Below are 18026 nucleotides of genomic sequence, written 5' to 3' on the forward strand. Positions count from 1 at the left end.
CGCTATACCCGCACCATGAAAGAAGGCCGCTTCGAGCGGCCTTCTTTTATTGCACCGCGCGCCGCTCGGCGAACACCGCGCGCTTGGAGATCACGAAGTTGAACATCAGCGCCACCGCCGACCCGGCCACGACGCCGAGGAACAGGTTCAGCGTGCTGTGGTCGGTGAACCAGAGCCAGGTCTGGTAGACGGCCACGTTGATGAAGCCGCCCACGCCGGTGAACGTCAGATACTGCAGCCACTCGCGCACGGAGCCGGCGTCCTGCTTCACGAACGTGAAATGGCGGTTGACCTTCCACGTGACCGTGGCGGCCACGAGGAACGACACGATGCGCCCGCTCGTGGGGCCGAGGCCCAGGCCCTTGACGACGGCGTACAGGACGCCGAAGTCGGTGACGAAGCCCAGCGCGCCGACGAGGCAGAAACGGAAGAACTGCTTCAAGCCTTTTTCTCGCGCGTGGCCCCGACCGACGGCACGGTCAGGTAGGCCAGGCGCTTCATCTCGCGCCGGCCATGGGTGACGGTGTCGAGCACGAGGCCGCAGGTGAGCGCCAGGAAGGCCAGCAGCATCATGCTGGCGGCCAGCACGGCGGTCGGCAGGCGCGGCACCAGGCCCGTCTCGAGGTAGGTCACGAGCACCGGGATCGACACGCCGATCGACACCAGCGCCAGCAGCGCGAACAGGACCGTGAAGAACAGCAGCGGCCGCTCGTTCTTGAACAGTTTCGTGATCATCAGCAGGATGCGGAAACCGTCGCGGTAGGTCGACAGCTTGCTGGTGGAGCCTTCCAGGCGCGCGCCGTACGGCGTGTCCAGTTCGCCGATCGGCATGCGCAGCTGCAGCGCGTGCACGGTCAGCTCGGTCTCGGTCTCGAAGCCGTTCGACAGCGCCGGGAACGATTTCACGTAGCGCCGCGAGAACACGCGGTAGCCCGACAGGATGTCGGTGAAGCGGTTGCCGAACAGGTGCGCGACGAAGCCCGTGAACAGGGCATTGCCGAAGCGGTGGCCGGCGCGGTAGGCGGCTTCCTCCGAGTCGACACGGCAGCCGACGACCATGTCCAGGTTTTCGTCGACGAGCTTGGCGATCAGCGCCGGGGCGCTCGCGGCGTCGTAGGTGATGTCGCCGTCGCACATCAGGTAGATGTCGGCATCGATGTCGGCGAACATGCGGCGCACGACGTTGCCCTTGCCCTGCAGGGTCTCGGCGCGCACGATGGCGCCGGCGGCCGCGGCCACTTCGGACGTGCGGTCCCTGGAGTTGTTGTCGTAGACGTAAATCCGCGCCTGCGGAAGTTCGCGCCGGAAGCCTTCGACGACGGCGCCGATGGCGGCCTCCTCGTTATAACAAGGCAGGATCACTGCGATGTCGAGGCCGGCATATGCGGCGCGGGCCGCTTCGATCGGCAATACGTTGGTTTTCAGTGTGGAAGGCATGCTGCGTCCTCGCTGCGGATACTGTTGTGTGACGGGTGAACTGGGATTACTGCAATTTGGTGAGCGCCGTCGCCTTGGCCGGCAGGCCCATGTTGCGGACGGCCGCGATGTCGGGCCGGGCCGGGGCGACGGCGTCGTAGACTTCGGTGACGCCCGACCGGTACTGGTGCGGCAGGGTCTGGCCGAGCCGGAAGCCCGAATCGGCGCGCGCCAGTGCCTCGCGCACCTGGGCGCTGTGCGGATAGGCGTCCTTGCCGCCCTCGCGCACGATGACGACGTGCTGAACGCCCAGCCGGTGCAGTTCGGCCAGCACGTCCGCGGTGTCGTGGTACTTGAGGGTATAGGTGGTGCCCATGAAATTCGAGTCGGCCAGCAGCTTCGACGCCCGCACGACGTAGCCGCGCAGCGCGCTGTCGTGCACGGCCATGTCGGCGATGAACCAGCCTTCGGTGGAGGCGCTGCCGTCGATGACGGTCAGCACGGGTTTGGCGGCGGCCAGGCGGTCGGTCACGGCGGCGATGCCGGTATCGGCCTTCGGCGCGCGCTGGACCAGGTGCACGATGCCCGGCACGGCCATCACGACGGCCAACGCGGCGAGCGCCGGTGCGGGCATGCCTGCACGGAGGTGCGCCAGCAGGCGCACGGCGCCGAGCACGGCCAGCACGACGACGGCCGGCAGCGCGGGCGCCATGTAGCGTTCGACGATGTCGACCGGCACCAGCGACTGCAGCAGCAGGGTCGCCAGCAGCAGGCTGATCGCGGCGCTGACGATCGTCCAGCGCTGCGGCTCGGCGCGGCGTGCGCGGAACTCGGCCACGATGGCGTACAGGGCCAGCAGGCCGCCGACGGGCGTCACGTTCCGCCCCAGGGCCTGCAGGTTGTACAGCAGCGCCTTCGCCGCATACGGCAGGCCGGCCTGATAGTTGAAACCGTCGGCGGCGATCTTGGCCGTCAGCATGTACCACGGCACGACGATGGCGGCCGCCAGCGCGGCGGCGACGTACAGCCGCACCGACAGCAGCAGTTTCCAGTTGGCCGTCAGCAGGATGTGGAAGACGGGAACGAACACGACGAGCCAGCCGTTGCCCTTGACGAGCACGGCCGTTGCGGCGAGCAGCGCGAACCCGAGCGCACTGCCCCAGCCGGGACGCACGCTGAACGCGATCCAGACGGCGGTGGCGGCGACGAGGCAGGCGGTCAGCGGCTGGTCCGCCATGAACATCACGTGACCTTCGAGCACCAGCGGCGTCACCGCGTAGACGAGCGCGCCGGCCAGCGCGGCGCGGCGGTCGGCCAGCATGGACAGCGCCGCGGCGACGCCGATCGCCGGCAGTGCGGCGAACAGGACGTTGACGGCGAAGATCACCGGCAAGGTCGGCGGCAGTACGAGGAATACGAGACCGAGGATGCCGTAATAGGCCGGCGGCCAGTGCCCGATCGAGATTTTCGGATAATGGACGTAGAAATCGGTGGCCGCGCCCATCGGATTGCTGCCGAAATGGCGAGCAATGTAATCGGAGACAAAATAACCGTTGAGGAAGTGCGACGGTTCATCCGCCCCGGAAAAACCGGACTGGTACGACTTCGCCATGAACACGGCCAGCGCGCCGACGAGGACGGCGCACAAATAAGCCAGGCAAAGGAACCGGGACGAGGGTTTCTGGAAAACCGCTTGCATGTATGTCGGGGAAAGGTCAACGATGGGACAGCGTCGCGAACTTTAGCATATTTGCAAGCTTTAAGAGCATCAAGTTGTAACCGTGTTGTATTTGCGACCGCTAACAACGACAACGCCATCCCCGGACTGCGGGATGGCGTTGGGGCCGGGATTACCAGATGATGACGCGCTCCTGCGGCGCCAGGTACATCTTGTCGCCCTGCTTGACCTTGAAGGCGTCGTAGAAGCCCGGCTGGTTGCGCAGCGTGCCGTTGGCGCGGAACTGGCCCGGCGAGTGCGGGTCGGTCTTCACCTGCACGATCTGCTGCTGTTCGCGCATCTTGGTGCGCCACACCTGGGCCCAGCCCATGTACAGGCGCTGTTCGCCGCTCAAGCCGTCGATCACGGGCGCCTTCTTGCCCTTCAGCGAGATCTTGTAGGCTTTATAAGCGATCGCGAGACCCGAGTTGTCGGCGATGTTCTCGCCCAGCGTCAGTTCGCCGTTCACGTGGTAGCCCTTGATCGGCTCGAACTGGTTGTACTGGTTGACCAGCATCTTCGTCTTGGCCTCGAAGTTCTTGTGGTCGGCCGCGGTCCACCAGTCGCGCAGGTTGCCGTCGCCGTCGTACTGGGCGCCCTGGTCGTCGAAACCGTGGCTGATCTCGTGGCCGATCACGGCGCCGATGCCGCCGTAGTTCACGGCATCATCCGCCTTGGCGTCGAAGAACGGCGGCTGCAGGATCGCGGCCGGGAACACGATCTCGTTCATCTCCGGGTTGTAGTACGCGTTGATGGTCTGCGGCGTCATGCCCCACTCGTCGCGGTCGATCGGCTTGCCCAGCTTGTTCAGCTCGCGGTTGTACTCGACGTCGCGCGAACGCATCACGTTGCCCACCAGGTCGTCACGCGAGACGACCAGGGCCGAGTAATCCTTCCACTTGTTCGGGTAGCCGATCTTCGGCGTGAACTTGGCCAGCTTGGCCTGCGCTTCCTTCTTGGTGGCCGGCGACATCCAGTCCAGCTTGTCGATGCTCTGCTTGTAGGCGACCAGCAGGTTCTTCACCAGCGCTTCCATGCGCGCCTTGCGCTCCGGCGGGAAGTACTCGGCCACGTACAGCTTGCCCAGCGACTCGCCCTGCGAACGCTCGATCGCGCCCACGCCACGCTTCCAGCGCGGTTCCATTTCCTTCACGCCCGACAGGGTCTTGCCGTAGAAGTCGAAACGCTCGTCGACGAAGGCCTTGTTCAGGTAGCTCGCGTACGCGTCCACCAGGTGCATCGTCAGGTAGGCCTTCCAGGTGTCCAGCGAGGTCTTGTTGGAGATCTCGGCGAAGCCCTTCAGGTAGGTCGGCTGGCTGACGATCACATAGGTCGTCTTGCCGGCGATGCCGGTGGCCTGCAGGTAGCCGTTCCAGTCGTAGTCCGGTGCGACCTTGCCCATGTCGGCCAGCGGCACCTTGTTGTAGGCCTTGATCGGGTCGCGCAGTTCGACCTTGGTCCACTGCACCTTGGCCAGCTCCGTCTCGAAGTCGACGATCGCCTTCGCGTTGGCGGCGGCGTTCTTGTCGCCGGCCAGCGCCAGCGTCTTCTCGACGTGCGTCAGGTACTTGGCCTTCGCGTCGGCCAGCTTGGCGTCGTCGGCCTTCAGGTAGTAGTCGCGGTCCGGCATGCCGAGGCCACTTTGATAGATGTCGGCGACGTACTTGGTCGAATCCTTGTTGTCCTGGTGGATGCCGAAATCGTACGGCACGTTCACGCCGATCTTGCCGAAGTGCGCCAGCAGCGCGGGCAGCTCGGACTTGTCCTTCAGCGCCGCGATCTTCGCCAGTTCGCCGTTCAGCGGCGTGATGCCCAGCTGCTCGAGCTTCGCTTCGTCCATGAAGCTGGCGTAGTAATCGCCGATGCGCTGGGCGTCGGTGCCCTTGGCCGGGTTGCCGGCGGCGGCTTTCTCGATGATGCCGCGCAGCTGCGGCAGCGTGTCGTCGCGCAGCTTGGCGAACGAGCCCCAGCTCGATTTGTCGGCCGGGATCTCGACCGTCTTCATCCACTTGCCGTTCAGGTATTCATAGAAATCGTCCTGCGGGCGGACCGCCGGATCGATGTATTCGGTGGCGACGCCGGCGGCCAGGGTCTGGCCCTTCTTCATGGCCGTGTTCTTGGCGGCGGCGCCTTCCGCCGCGTGGCTGGCGTTGGCAAGCAGCGCCAGGGTCAGGGCGCTCAACAGGGTGTGCTTCTTCATCATCTCTTCATCTCCCTCGGGTTGTTATGGGTGGGATGGTGGGGCCGGCGGGGGTACCGCCGCTCCTGATTATCGCTGATGGCGATCCGTTTTGTTACAGCAACCTCGTAAAACCTGCTGCGCGTTGCCCTGTTGTCCTGCGATGCTCACTGTACTTCTCGTACAGTTGCGCTTCTCGGACAACATGGCTGCCGCTCGCTACGGTTTTCCGAGGTTCCTTACCAAATGGTGACGCGCTGCTCCGGCGGTAAATACATCTTGTCGCCTTCCTTCACGCCGAACGCCTCGTAGAACGCGGCCTGGTTGCGCAGCGTGCCGTTGGCGCGGAACTGGCCCGGCGAGTGCGGGTCGGTCTTCACCTGCACGATCTGCTGCGCCTCGCGCATCTTCGAGCGCCACACCTGGGCCCAGCCCATGAAGAAGCGCTGGTCGCCCGTGAGGCCGTCGATGACGGGGGCCTGATGGCCGTGCAGCGAGATTTTATAAGCCTTGTACGCGATGGCGAGGCCCGAGTTGTCGCCGATGTTCTCGCCCAGCGTGAGGGCGCCGTTGACGTGGTAGCCCGGCAGCGGTTCGAACGCCTCGTACTGCTTGACCAGCATGTCGGTCTTGGCCTTGAAGCGCGCCTGGTCCTCTTGCGTCCACCAGTTGCGCAGATTGCCCTCGCCGTCCGACTGGCTGCCCTTGTCGTCGAAGCCGTGACCGATCTCGTGGCCGATCACGGCGCCGATGCCGCCGTAGTTCACGGCGTCGTCCGCGCTGGCGTCGAAGAACGGCGGCTGCAGGATCGCGGCCGGGAACACGATCTCGTTCATGCGCGAGTTGTAGTACGCATTCACCGTCTGCGGCGTCATGCCCCATTCTTCGCGGTCGATCGGCTTGCCCAGCTTGTCGATGTTGCGGTTGTAGGCGAAGGTCGCGGCGCGCATCACGTTGCCGACCAGGTCATCCTTCCTGACGCTCAGGCGGGTGTAATCGCGCCACTTGTTTGGATAGCCGATCTTCGGCGTGAACTTCGCCAGCTTGGCCTTGGCTTCCTTCTTCGTCTCCGGGCCCATCCAGTCGAGCTGGTCGATCGATTCCCGGTACGCGGCGAGGACGTTCTTGACGAGTTCCTCCATGCGCGCCTTGCGCTCCGGCGGGAAGTATTTCGCCACGTATTCGCGGCCCAGCGCCTCGCCCAGCGCGCCTTCGACGACGGACACGCCGATCTTCCAGCGCGGGCGGTTGACGTCCGCGCCGGTCAGCGTCTTGCCGTAGAAATCGAAGTCCGCGTCGACGAACGCCTTCGACAGGTAAGGCGCGTATTCGCGCAGCAGCTGCCACTGGAAGTACGCCTTGACGGTCTCGAGGTCGGTGTCGGCGAGGAGCTTGTCGAGGCCTTGCAGGTAGCTCGGCTGGCCGACGATCACGTAGTCGATCCGGTTGCCCACGCCGGCGGCGCCCAACGCGGCCTTCCAGTCATAGCCCGGCGTCAGCGCGGCGAGCTGCGCCACGTCCATCTTGTTGTAGCTCTTGTTCGGGTCGCGCAGTTCGACCTTCGTCCACTGCGCCTTCGCCAGTGCCGTCTCGAACGCGACGATCGCCTTCGCCTTCGCGTCGGCGTCCTTGTCGCCGGCCAGCGCCATGATCTTCGCGACGTGCTGTTCGTACTTCGCCTTGGCCGCGGCCATCCTGGCGTCGTCCGCCTTCAGGTAGTAGTCGCGGTCCGGCATGCCGAGGCCGCCCTGGCGGATGTAGGTGGCGTACTTCGTCGACGCTTTCGCGTCCTGCGCCACGGCGATGCCGTACGGCGTCGCGACGCCGATCTTCGACAGGTGCGCGATCAGGTCCGGCACGCCCTTCTTGTCCTTCAGGGTGCGGATGCGCTGCAGTTCGCCCGTCAGCGGCTTGTAGCCCTGCGTCTCCAGCTTCTTCTCGTCCATGAAGCTCGTGTACAGGTCGGCGATCTTCTGCGCATCGGTGCCGGCTTTCTTGTGCGGGTCCTTCTGGTCCGCTTCGATGATGCCGAGGAGCTGCGGCTGCGTGTCCTCGCGCAGCTTCATGAAGGTGCCCCAGCTCGAGCGGTCGGCGGGGATCTCGGTCGTCTTGAGCCACTTGCCGTTCAGGTAAGTGAAGAAATCGTCCTGCACGCGTACGCTCGGGTCGATGTACTGCGTGTCGATGCCGGCGCGGTCCGCCGCCGCGGTTGCCGCGGAGACGAAGGTAGTCAGCATGGAAAAGGTCAGGGTACTGAGAAGGTATCGTTTCAAGAGGGGTCCTTGTGTGCTGCGGGGTGGCTTGTGGCCATCCGCGAATGTAACACGGCCCGGTGTGCCGATACACCGGGCCGCCGTCGCCGCGCTCTGCACGAGCATCGCCAGCAGCCGGCGCTTGAGGACTTCGCTGATGCTCATGACTATCGTTGTTATCGGTTGCGCAGCGGCACCAATTCTAGCGGGGAAGGATAGTCGAATCAGCGAACGGCAGCGGATTTTTACTTAACGATACATTGTATGTACGACTCAGCCGCCGAGATTGATCGACGCCCCGCCGGGGCCGCCCATCCCGCCACGCCCGTGGCCGCCCATGCCGCCCGGACGGCCGCCGCCGCGCTCCCCGCCACGTTCGCCGCCGCGTTCGGTGCCCGAACGCCCCTCCGGCACCACGCGCATCAACTGCTCGCCGATGAACGTCGCGACCTGGGCGCGCTGCTTGTCGTCGAGCGCATCGTTCACTTCCAGCCACGCTTCGCGCAGCTGCTTGTCCTCGGTATTGGTCGCCGCGGCTTCCGCCTCGACGGCCCGGTTCAGGTCGCGCAATTCGACCTCCGGCTTCGCCAGCAGCGTCTTCGCCTGTTCCTGCAGCGTCTCGCGACGGCGCTGGCGCTCGCGCAGGATGGAGCGCGAACGGCCTTCCATCTGGTTCCACAAGGTCTGCTGGTTCGGGGTCAGGCTCAGGGATTTCTTTACGTCGGCGGACATGAACAGCAGGTCGTCGGCGCGCATGTCCATCAGCGGGACGGCGAACGAAGGGACGGCGCTGCCGATGGCGAGCGCGCACAGGACAGCGCGGGCGAACCGGGTCGTGATCATTTGGGCTCCGGGCAGAAAAAAGCCCACGGTGGGGGAACCGTGGGCAAAGACCACTTCAAGAGTGGAGAGAGAGAGAAAAACTGATAAGGACTATATGCTCCGCCCCCCACCCTGTCCGGGCACTTTACAAATACTTACGCCGTGTTTGCCGGCAGATACAAGGATTAACAAGAACCCCGAGGTCGTATTGACATCTCGTACTTACAGCGGCAGATGCCGGCTCCACCCATCCGCCATCGCCCGTGCGAGATCCGCGTAGTCCGCGTGCCGGCTGGCGCGGTCGCGGTCGCGGCAGAACGCCTCGTCGCGGTTGAACAGCGACGCCGCCAGGCCGCGGCCGGCCATCGTGATCCCGGCCGTCTTCTGGAAGCGCAGCGCGGTGAAGGCTTGCAGGGCCTGGCCCACATTGCCCGGATGCGCCTCGATGCAGTTCGCCAGGTGCCACGCGTCTTCCAGCGCCTGGCATGCGCCCTGGCCGGACGTGGGCAGGGCCGCATGGGCCGCGTCGCCGATGATGACCAGGTTGTCCCGGTACCAGGTCGGTACGGGATCGTGGTCGTGCACGTATATCTTGTTGATGCGCGCGGCGGGCGTGGTGGCGACGATGCGCCGTACCGGTTCCGGCCAGTCCGCGAAGAGGCGCTGCAGCTCGTCCCGATAAGCGTCCGGATCGCGCGCGCCGATCGTGGCCTGCGCTGCGCCGCCGGCCCAATACGCCTTGTCGCGCGCGACGGGCACGATGCCGAAGCGTGCGCCCGTGCCCCAATAGTCCGAGATCGTGTCCACGTCGAACTCGCCCTCGCAGACGCCGATCCAGTTGATGAAGCCCTGGTAGATGGGCGTGTTGCCGCCCGTGACGTAGCGGCGGGCGCACGATGCCATGCGGCCGTCGGCGCCGACGACGAGATCCGCCGTCAAGGTCGCCCCGTCGTCGAAGTGGACGACCGCGCCCGGTTCGATGCGCGCGACGTTGCGGCCATACCGGACCGCGACGCCCAGCGCCTGCAGCCGTGCCGACAGGATGCGCTGGAAATCGCTCCTGAGGACGGACAGGCTGGGATAGCCCATCCGCGCCTCGATCAGGCCGATGTCCAGCGCACCGAGGTCCGCGCCGGCACGCGACAGGCGGCGCATCGCGCGCGGGTGGCCCGCGACGGCCGCCAGGTCGTCCAGGATGCCGAACTGCGCCAGCACGAAGGCGGCATTCGGCCACACGACGATGCCCGCGCCGATGTTCGCGTCGCCGGCGCGCCGTTCGTGGACGGTGACGTCGTGGCCTTTCAGTTTGAGAGCGATCGCGCTGGCGACACCCGCCACGCCGCCGCCGAGAATGGCTATGTGCATGTGAATAAAAAAGGCTGCCGCGGCAGCCTTTTCAACGAGGGTCGAACGCAGATCAGGTGTTGAGCTGCTCGGCGTCGCCCAGTTTGTCCTTGTACGAATCGAAGATCTTGACCAGCGCGTCGCGCATGGACACCTGCGGCTTCCAGCCCAGTTCCGAGACCGTGTTCTCGATCTTCGGCACGCGGTTCTGCACGTCCTGGTAGCCGGTGCCGTAGTAGGCGCCCGAGCTCGTTTCGACCAGCTTCACCTGCTTGGCCGTCTCGCGATATTCCGGGTACTCGGCGGCCAGGTCCAGCATCATGCCGGCCAGTTCGCGGATCGAATAATTGTTGACCGGGTTGCCCACGTTGAAGATCTTGCCGGTGGCCTTGCCGTCCTTGTTCTCGATGATGCGCATCAGCGCGTCGATGCCGTCGTCGACATAGGTGAACGAACGCTTCTGCTGGCCGCCGTCGACCAGCTGGATCGGTTCGCCGCGCACGATGTGGCCGAGGAACTGGGTCAGCACGCGCGAGGAGCCTTCTTTCGGCGTGTGGATCGAATCCAGGCCGGCGCCGATCCAGTTGAACGGACGGAACAGCGTGAAGTTCAGGCCTTCCATGCCGTAGCCCCAGATCACGCGGTCCATCAACTGCTTGGCGCAGGCGTAGATCCAGCGCGGCTTGTTGATCGGGCCGTAGACCAGTTCCGAGTTCTCCGGGTCGAATTCCGAGTCCGGGCTCATGCCGTAGACTTCCGACGTCGACGGGAAAATCAGATGTTTCTTGTACTTGGCGGCCGAGCGAACGATCGGCAGGTTCGCCTCGAAGTCCAGTTCGAAGACGCGCAGCGGCTCCTTCACGTACGTCGACGGCGTCGCGATCGCCACCAGCGGGAGGATCACGTCGCACTTCTTGACGTGGTACTCGACCCACTCCTTGTTGATGGTGATGTCGCCTTCAAAAAAGTGCATGCGGGGATGGTCCAGCAGATGCGCGATCCGCTCGGAGTTCATATCCATGCCATACACTTCCCAATCGGTCGTCTCCAGGATGCGCTTGGAGAGATGGTGGCCGATAAAACCGTTGACGCCGAGGATGAGGACTTTTTTCATTTCAGGTAGGAAACATTTTCACGTATCGCCCGATTATACCACCGCGCAAATTCACGCAAACCGGTCTCCAGTGACGTCGTGGGTTTGTAGCCCACCCAGTCCTGCAGCTTGCTGGTATCGGCGTGCGTGGCCGGCACGTCGCCCGGCTGCATCGGCTGGAAGTCCAGTGTCGCCTTGACGTCGAGCGCGCCTTCCAGCGTGCGAATAAAGTCCAGCACCTGCACCGGCGTCTGGTTGCCGATGTTGAAGATGGCGTGCGGCGGCTTGCCTGCCGGAGTCGTCGGCTTGAACAGCAACCGGACGACGCCTTCGACGATGTCGTCGATATAGGTGAAATCGCGGTACAGCTTGCCTTCGGCGAACACGGGGATCGCCTCGCCCGCCAGCATCTTGCGCGCGAAGCTGAAGTAAGCCATGTCCGGGCGGCCCCACGGTCCATACACCGTGAAGAAGCGCAGGCCGGTGGTTGGCATGCCGTACAGATGGCTGTACGAATGGGCCATCAGCTCGTTCGACTTTTTCGTCGCGGCATACAGCGACACGGGCGCGTCGGTGACGTCGTCCTCGCTGAACGGCGTCTTGGCGTTGGCGCCGTAGACGCTGCTGCTGCTCGCGTACAGCAGGTGCTCGACCTTGTGGTTGCGGCACGCTTCCAGCATGTGGCCGAACGCGACGAGGTTCGCCTGTACGTACGCGGCCGGGTTCTTCAGCGAATAGCGCACGCCGGCCTGGGCGGCCAGGTGCACGACGAGCGCCGGCTTCACGCGCTCGAACAGCGCGGCCACCTGCTCCCCGTCGCTCAGTTCGACGGTCTCGCACGGCACGCCGGCCGGCTTCAACAGCGCCTCGACGCGGTGGTGCTTCAGCGCCGGGTCGTAGTAATCGTTGAAGTTGTCGCAGCCGACCACGGTGTGACCCATGGCGGTCAGGCGCACCGCCACCGCGCTGCCGATGAAGCCGGCGGCGCCGGTGACGAGGATCGTTCCCTTGTTGCTCACTGCTTCCGTCATTGCTCGACTTTCCCTGAACGGCGGCCGATGCCTTCGTAGACGAGGCCGGCGGCGGCGAAGGCGTCCGGATCGTAGATGTTACGACCGTCGAACACGGCCTTCAGTTTCAGGTTCTCGGCCAGGAACGGCAGGTCCGGCGCGCGGAATTCCTTCCACTCCGTGACCAGCACGAGCACGTCCGCGCCTTCGACGGCCTGTTTGGCCGACTCGACGATGCGCAAACGGGTATTGCACAGGTCCTCGCCATGCTCGGCCACCAGGACGCGCTTCGCTTCGGTGCTGGCGACGGGGTCGTAGGCGACCACGTTGGCGCCCGCGTCGAACAGCGACTTGACCAGGATGCGGCTCGGCGCTTCGCGCATGTCGTCCGTATTCGGCTTGAACGACAGGCCCCACAGGGCGATCGTCTTGCCGTTCAGGTTGCTCGCGCCGCCGAAGAAGCGCACCAGCTTCGTGAACAGCACGTTCTTCTGTTCCTCGTTGACCTTCTCGGTCGCGGTCAGGAGATGCAGTTCCTTCTTGTGGTCGGACGCGGTCTTGATCAACGCCTTGACGTCTTTCGGGAAGCAGGAACCGCCATAGCCCATGCCGGCGTACAGGAAGTCCGGACCGATGCGCGGGTCCATGCCGATGCCCAGGCGCACGGCCTCGATGTCGGCGCCCAGCAGTTCGGACAGGTTGGCCAGCTCGTTCATGAAGCTGATGCGGGTGGCCAGCATCGCGTTCGCCGCGTACTTGGTCAGCTCGGCGCTGCGGATGTCCATCTCGACGAATTTCTCGTGGTTGCGGCTGAACGGCGCGTACAGCTGGCGCATCTGCTTGCCGGCCTCAAGGTCGTCGAAGCCGACCACGATGCGGTCCGGCTTCATGAAGTCGTCGATGGCGGCGCCTTCTTTCAGGAATTCGGGGTTGCTGACGACGTGGAACGCGACGTTCACACCGCGTTTCTCCAGTTCGCCCGCGATGGCGCGTTTCACTTTTTCAGCGGTGCCGACGGGCACGGTCGACTTGTCGACGATCACGGCCGGCTTCGTCAGGCGCTCGCCGATGCTGCGAGCGGCCGACAGGATGTGGGTCAGGTCGGCGCTGCCGTCTTCGTCCGGCGGCGTACCGACGGCCAGGAAGATGATGTCGGCGTGGCTGACGGCGTCGTCGTAGTTCGACGAGAACAGCAGGCGGCCGGCGGCGGCGTTGCGCTGGACCAGGTTGTCCAGGCCGGGTTCGTGGATCGGGATGATCCCGTCCTTCAACATCGTGATCTTGCGCGTATCGACGTCCAGGCACAGCACGGTGTTGCCGACGTCGGCGAAGCAGGCGCCAGACACCAGTCCGACGTAACCAGTCCCGATAACTGAAATTTTCATGATCTTCTACAGATTGAGGTTTCGACCATGGGACGCCCGCGCTGCATGCCGGTTCGCCTCATGAGGGGGTGGGCCGGAGGACATGCCGCCGGGTTAATAACTAGACGAATTTATCACAGATTTCTGGCGAGCACGCTACACGTTTGCTTTTTTGCTATTAAACTGGGGCACGTTCCGTTAGAAAAGCCAAGTAATTGCAATCTATTACATAATAGATGCTACGCTCTGCTATTCCGCCCTGCGCACATCGTCGATGAAGCTCCTTACATTCAGTTCCCTCTTCCCGAACACGGTCAAACCCAGCCACGGCATCTTTGTCGAAACAAGATTGCGTTACCTGCTCGCCAGCGGCCAGGTCGAATCGAAAGTCGTCGCGCCCGTGCCCTGGTTCCCGTCGCAGCACCCGCGTTTCGGCGATTACGCGGCCTTCTCCAAGGTGCCGGCGCGTGAAACCCGCTACGACATCGAGGTCACGCACCCCCGCTACCTCGTCATTCCGAAGGTCGGGATGACGGCGGCGCCATGGCTGATGGCCCAGGCCTGCAAGAAAGAGATCGGGCGCATCATCGACGAGGGCTATGACTTCGACGTCATCGACGCGCACTATTTTTATCCGGACGGCGTGGCCGCGGCGATGCTGGGCAAGTATTTCAACAAGCCCGTCGTGATTACGGCCCGCGGTACCGACATTAACCTGATTCCGCAGTTCACGCTGCCGAGAAAACAACTCATGTGGGCGGCAAACAACGCGGCCGGCATGATCACGGTGTGCCAGGCGCTGCGCGAAGAGATGATCGGTCTGGGCATTCCGGGCGACCGCATCGTCGCGCTGCGCAACGGCGTCGACCTGCAGCGCTTCGTGCCGATGGACCGCGCGGCCGCGCGCGCCCAGCTGGGCATCGACGGCTTCACCGTCATTTCCGTCGGCGTGCTCGACCCGCGCAAGGCGCACGACCTGACCATCGGCGCGCTGCCGATGCTGCCGGACGTGAAACTGCTCATTGCCGGCATCGGCCCGGAGCGCAAGAAGCTGGAAGCGCTGGCCGCCAGCCTGGGCGTGACCGACCGCGTCAAATTCCTCGGCGCCGTCGCGCAGACCGAGCTCAAGCATTACTACAACGCGGCCGATGCGATGATCCTCGCGTCCAGCCGCGAAGGCTGGGCCAACGTGCTGCTCGAATCGATGGCCTGCGGCACGCCGGTCGTTGCATCCAACGTGTGGGGCACGCCGGAAGTCGTGGCCAGGCCGGAAGCCGGCGTGCTGATGAAGGAGCGCACGGCGAAAGGCATCGCCGACGCCGTCACGGAACTGCGCCGCAACTACCCGGACCACGCCGCCACCCGCCGCTATGCCGAGGGTTTCAGCTGGGACGACACGACCAATGGCCAGCTGACGTTGTTTTCGCGCATCATCAACAGCCGCGGCACCTTGCCGACCGGCAACCGCGCCGTCGCCTGACGAGATTCCCGCGCGTCCCGGCGTCGCACCGGGCCGCGGGAGGGTTATACTGGACCGCAGTCCCCTTTCGCTCATCACCCATGCGCTCCAGCTTCAAGAACGTTGCCCTGGTCACCCTCGGTGTGATCCTCGGGGTCGGCGTCACGATGCAATATTCGGCCCTGGCCCACAAGCCGGTGGACGGCATGCCCATCGAAGGCCTGCACCAGCTGGCGCATGCCTACAACACGATCAAGGCCGGCTACGTCGAGCCTGTCGAAGACCGCAAGCTCCTCACGCAGGCCATTTCCGGCATGGTGGGCGCGCTCGACCCGCACTCGGCCTACCTGGACCGCAAGGCCTACCGCGAACTGCGCGAAGGGACCGAAGGCAAATTCGTCGGCCTGGGCATCGAGATCAACCAGAGCGAAGAAGGCTATGTCCGCATCGTCACCCCGATCGAGGATGCCCCGGCCGCCCGCGCCGGCATCCAGGCGGGCGACCTGATCACGCACGTCGACGGCGCGGCGGTGAAGGACATGGACCTCGACGAGGCCATCAAGCGCATGCGCGGCGAGCCGCACACGAAGGTCGTGCTCACGGTGTTGCGCAAGAACGCCCCGGCGCCGCTGTCGTTCACGATCGTGCGCGACGAGATCGTGCAAAAGAGCGTGAAGGGCAAGATCGTCGCGCCCGGCTACGCGTGGGTGCGCGTGTCGCAGTTCCAGGAACCGACCGTCGAGGATCTCGCCAATAAACTGGCCGCGCTGGCGCGCGCGGAGCCGAACCTGAAAGGTCTCGTGCTCGACCTGCGCAACGACCCGGGCGGCCTGCTGCAGGGCGCGATTGGCGTCTCCGCCGCGTTCCTGCCGAAGAATGCCGAGATCGTCTCGACGAACGGCCAGCTGGACGATTCGAAGGCCCGCTTCTACGGCAGCCCCGAGTACTACCTGCTCAGCCGCGGCAACGATCCGCTCGACAAGGTGCCGGATCTGTTCAAGACGGTCCCAATGGTCGTGCTCGTGAACACGGGTTCGGCATCGGCATCGGAAATCGTCGCGGGTGCGCTGCAAGACCATAAACGCGCCGCCATCGTCGGCAGCCAGACGTTCGGCAAGGGGTCCGTGCAGACGATCCGCCCGCTGGCCGGCGACACCGCGGTGAAACTGACGACGGCGCGCTATTACACGCCCAGCGGCCGTTCGATCCAGGCGCGCGGCATCGTGCCCGACGTCCCCGTCGACGAGAACGCCGACGGCGACGGCCTGAACGCCCTGCGCATGCGCGAAGCCGACCTGCAGCACCACCTCAAGAACGACACCAGCCGCGCGGGCGAGGAAGCGACGAACCACGACGACATCGAGGAGCAGATGCGGATCCTCGCCGCCGAACGCACCCGCAAGCCGCTGGAATTCGGCAGCGCGGACGATTTTCAGTTGACCCAGGCGCTGCACCATCTGCAAGGCCTGCCCGTACAGTTATCCAAACGCGCCACGCCGCCCGCCTCGCTCGCCCAACAGGCTCACTGATTCCGCACAACGCCTGTACTGACGGGCTTCCTGTGGAATGGAGCCTCGGTTCCCACCGTCAGTACGATTGTGTAGAATCGCCTGATTCAGGGAGTGTTGCCTCCCGTTATTGTCTATGAAAGCTAGTCAAACATGAAACCTGTCGTCATCAGCGGCACCGGCCTGTTCACGCCACCGAATTCGATCTCCAACGATGAGCTGGTGACGGCGTTCAACCAATACGTCGAGCTGTTCAACGCCGAGCACGCCGAGAAGATCGCGGCCGGCGAGGTTACCGCACTGGAACCGTCCAGCAGCGCCTTCATCGAAAAGGCGTCGGGCATCAAGTCGCGCTACGTGATGGAAAAGGCCGGCATCCTCGACCCCACGCACATGACGCCGCGCATCAAGGAGCGCGCCGACGAGGAACTGTCGCTGCAGGCCGAGATCTGCGTGGCCGCCGCGCGCCAGGCCCTCGCCCGCGCGGGCCGCACGCCGGCCGACATCGACATGGTCCTGGTCGCCGCCAGCAACATGCAGCGCGCCTACCCGGCGATGGCCGTCGAGGTGCAGGAAGCGCTCGGCATCGACGGCTACGGCTTCGACATGAACGTGGCCTGCTCGTCCGCCACCTTTGCGATCCAGACCGCGGCGGCCGCCGTCCAGACGGGCCAGGCGCGCGCCGTGCTCGTGCTCGACCCGGAAATCACGAGCGCCCACCTGAACTTCCGCGACCGCGACAGCCATTTCATCTTCGGCGACGCGTGCACCGCGATGGTCATCGAAGCGGCCGACACGGCGACGAGCGCCCACCAGTTCGAGATCCTCGATTCGAAACTCAAGACGAAGTTCTCGAACAATATCCGCAACAACTACGGCTTCATGAACCGTTTCGATGAAGACGGCATCGGCCAGCCCGATAAACTGTTCCGCCAGCAGGGCCGCAAGGTATTCAAGGAAGTGTGCCCGATGGCGGCCGCGATGATCCGCGACACCGTCGAGCACGCGGGCCTGAAGATCGAGGACATCGCCCGCTTCTGGCTGCACCAGGCGAACCTGAGCATGAACCAGCTGATCGTGCGCACCCTGCTGGGCCGCGACGCCACGCCGGACGAAGCGCCGGTGATTCTCGACCGCTACGCGAACACGTCGTCGGCCGGCTCGATCATCGCGTTCCACTCGCACCAGGACGACCTGCCCAGCGGCGCACATGGCGTGATCTGCTCGTTCGGCGCGGGGTATTCGATCGGCTGCGTCGTCGTGCGTAAAAGGTAGTTCCAGTCCTACAAAGGTGCGCTCCCTCTTCCTCTGGAATAGCCCGTTCCCCGCGCGCATGATCCTCTTGTCAGCCCAGCTCACAGGAGGATCAAATGTCGAAACAAAAAGGACCGGACACCACGCATTCGCGCGGCATCGCCAAGGAAAAAACCGTCACCGTCGCGCAAGACAGCCAGCAGCCGCGTGCGCCGGGCTGGGTGGCGCCGGGCAGTGCCAACGTGCAGTCGGCCAATATCGAACAGCTGGGCGCATCGCTGCGCGCGCGCGGCTCGCTGCAGGGTAGTCTCAACGACAACGTGGGCGGCCAGCGCGGTGGCGCCGGTGCGCAGCAGGCCGGCTGGAGCGCCCGCCAGAGCGCCCAGCGCATGCAGGCGCGCGGCGAGGAAGACCGCCTGAACGCATCGCGCCAGTCGGGCTACGGCGGCATGGAACAGCAGCAGAAAGGCGGCTCGCTGGAATCGGCGGCGGGCTCCCGGCAGAGTGATCTCGACACGCCGCGCCAGGGTGACCAGACGGCGCAGCCGGCGTCGGGTTCCCGCAGCAAGAAGAGTAAAAAAGGCAGCAGCGGCGCGGGGCAATAAGCG

The 18026-nt window shown here is 64.8% G+C and carries 14 protein-coding genes; 4 read left to right on the forward strand and 10 right to left on the reverse strand.

Annotation, left to right across the window (positions count from 1 at the left end; genetic code table 11):
• Positions 1 to 46: 46 nt before the first annotated feature.
• The 10 genes from ACEN9H_RS29785 to ACEN9H_RS29830 form a co-directional block, all read right to left on the reverse strand.
• Positions 47 to 442: a GtrA family protein gene (locus ACEN9H_RS29785; RefSeq protein WP_056134064.1), complete on the reverse strand. Its 396-nt coding sequence runs from the start codon at positions 440 to 442 to the stop codon at positions 47 to 49.
• Entirely contained in the window at positions 439 to 1437 is a 999-nt protein-coding gene (locus ACEN9H_RS29790; RefSeq protein ID WP_413673078.1) for a glycosyltransferase family 2 protein, read from the reverse strand. The genes ACEN9H_RS29785 and ACEN9H_RS29790 overlap by 4 nt, the downstream gene beginning before the upstream one ends.
• A gap of 46 nt (positions 1438 to 1483) precedes the next feature.
• Positions 1484 to 3115, reverse strand: a complete 1632-nt coding sequence (locus ACEN9H_RS29795) for an ArnT family glycosyltransferase (protein ID WP_413673079.1) — start codon at positions 3113 to 3115, stop codon at positions 1484 to 1486.
• 151 nt (positions 3116 to 3266) lie between these two features.
• Complete coding sequence (locus ACEN9H_RS29800; RefSeq protein WP_413675647.1) at positions 3267 to 5333, reverse strand: M13 family metallopeptidase; 2067 nt, start codon at positions 5331 to 5333, stop codon at positions 3267 to 3269.
• A 218-nt stretch (positions 5334 to 5551) separates the two neighbouring features.
• A complete protein-coding gene (locus tag ACEN9H_RS29805) occupies positions 5552 to 7549 on the reverse strand; it encodes a M13 family metallopeptidase (protein WP_413675648.1) in 1998 nt (665 codons plus the stop codon).
• A 288-nt stretch (positions 7550 to 7837) separates the two neighbouring features.
• Positions 7838 to 8407 (reverse strand): Spy/CpxP family protein refolding chaperone, encoded by a 570-nt coding sequence (locus tag ACEN9H_RS29810; RefSeq protein WP_056134055.1) that lies wholly within the window; start codon positions 8405 to 8407, stop codon positions 7838 to 7840.
• Positions 8408 to 8608: 201 nt separating this feature from the next.
• Positions 8609 to 9751 carry an FAD-dependent monooxygenase gene (locus ACEN9H_RS29815; RefSeq protein ID WP_413673080.1) on the reverse strand — a complete coding sequence of 381 codons (1143 nt, stop codon included), beginning with the start codon at positions 9749 to 9751 and terminating at the stop codon, positions 8609 to 8611.
• A 52-nt stretch (positions 9752 to 9803) separates the two neighbouring features.
• A complete protein-coding gene (locus ACEN9H_RS29820; protein WP_056134049.1) occupies positions 9804 to 10844 on the reverse strand; it encodes a bifunctional UDP-4-keto-pentose/UDP-xylose synthase in 1041 nt (346 codons plus the stop codon).
• Complete coding sequence (locus tag ACEN9H_RS29825; protein ID WP_413673081.1) at positions 10841 to 11854, reverse strand: NAD-dependent epimerase/dehydratase family protein; 1014 nt, start codon at positions 11852 to 11854, stop codon at positions 10841 to 10843. The genes ACEN9H_RS29820 and ACEN9H_RS29825 overlap by 4 nt, the downstream gene beginning before the upstream one ends.
• Positions 11851 to 13218 (reverse strand): UDP-glucose dehydrogenase family protein, encoded by a 1368-nt coding sequence (locus tag ACEN9H_RS29830; RefSeq protein ID WP_056330259.1) that lies wholly within the window; start codon positions 13216 to 13218, stop codon positions 11851 to 11853. The genes ACEN9H_RS29825 and ACEN9H_RS29830 overlap by 4 nt, the downstream gene beginning before the upstream one ends.
• 253 nt (positions 13219 to 13471) lie before the next feature.
• On the opposite strand from ACEN9H_RS29830, the gene ACEN9H_RS29835 reads away from it, so the two are divergent.
• From ACEN9H_RS29835 to ACEN9H_RS29850, 4 genes are all read left to right on the forward strand, one after another.
• A complete protein-coding gene (locus tag ACEN9H_RS29835) occupies positions 13472 to 14677 on the forward strand; it encodes a glycosyltransferase family 4 protein (protein WP_160407015.1) in 1206 nt (401 codons plus the stop codon).
• Between the two features lie 80 nt (positions 14678 to 14757).
• Positions 14758 to 16185: a S41 family peptidase gene (locus ACEN9H_RS29840; protein ID WP_413673082.1), complete on the forward strand. Its 1428-nt coding sequence runs from the start codon at positions 14758 to 14760 to the stop codon at positions 16183 to 16185.
• Between the two features lie 132 nt (positions 16186 to 16317).
• Positions 16318 to 17439, forward strand: coding sequence for a beta-ketoacyl-ACP synthase III (locus tag ACEN9H_RS29845; protein ID WP_160407020.1), 1122 nt, complete (start codon positions 16318 to 16320; stop codon positions 17437 to 17439).
• Between the two features lie 95 nt (positions 17440 to 17534).
• The gene (locus tag ACEN9H_RS29850; RefSeq protein ID WP_056134029.1) at positions 17535 to 18023 is read left to right on the forward strand and encodes a hypothetical protein; all 489 of its coding nucleotides are present in this window, start codon (positions 17535 to 17537) and stop codon (positions 18021 to 18023) included.
• Positions 18024 to 18026 lie beyond the last annotated feature (3 nt).

Source organism: Massilia cellulosiltytica (assembly GCF_047325105.1).
Taxonomy (GTDB): domain Bacteria; phylum Pseudomonadota; class Gammaproteobacteria; order Burkholderiales; family Burkholderiaceae_D; genus Telluria; species Telluria orientalis.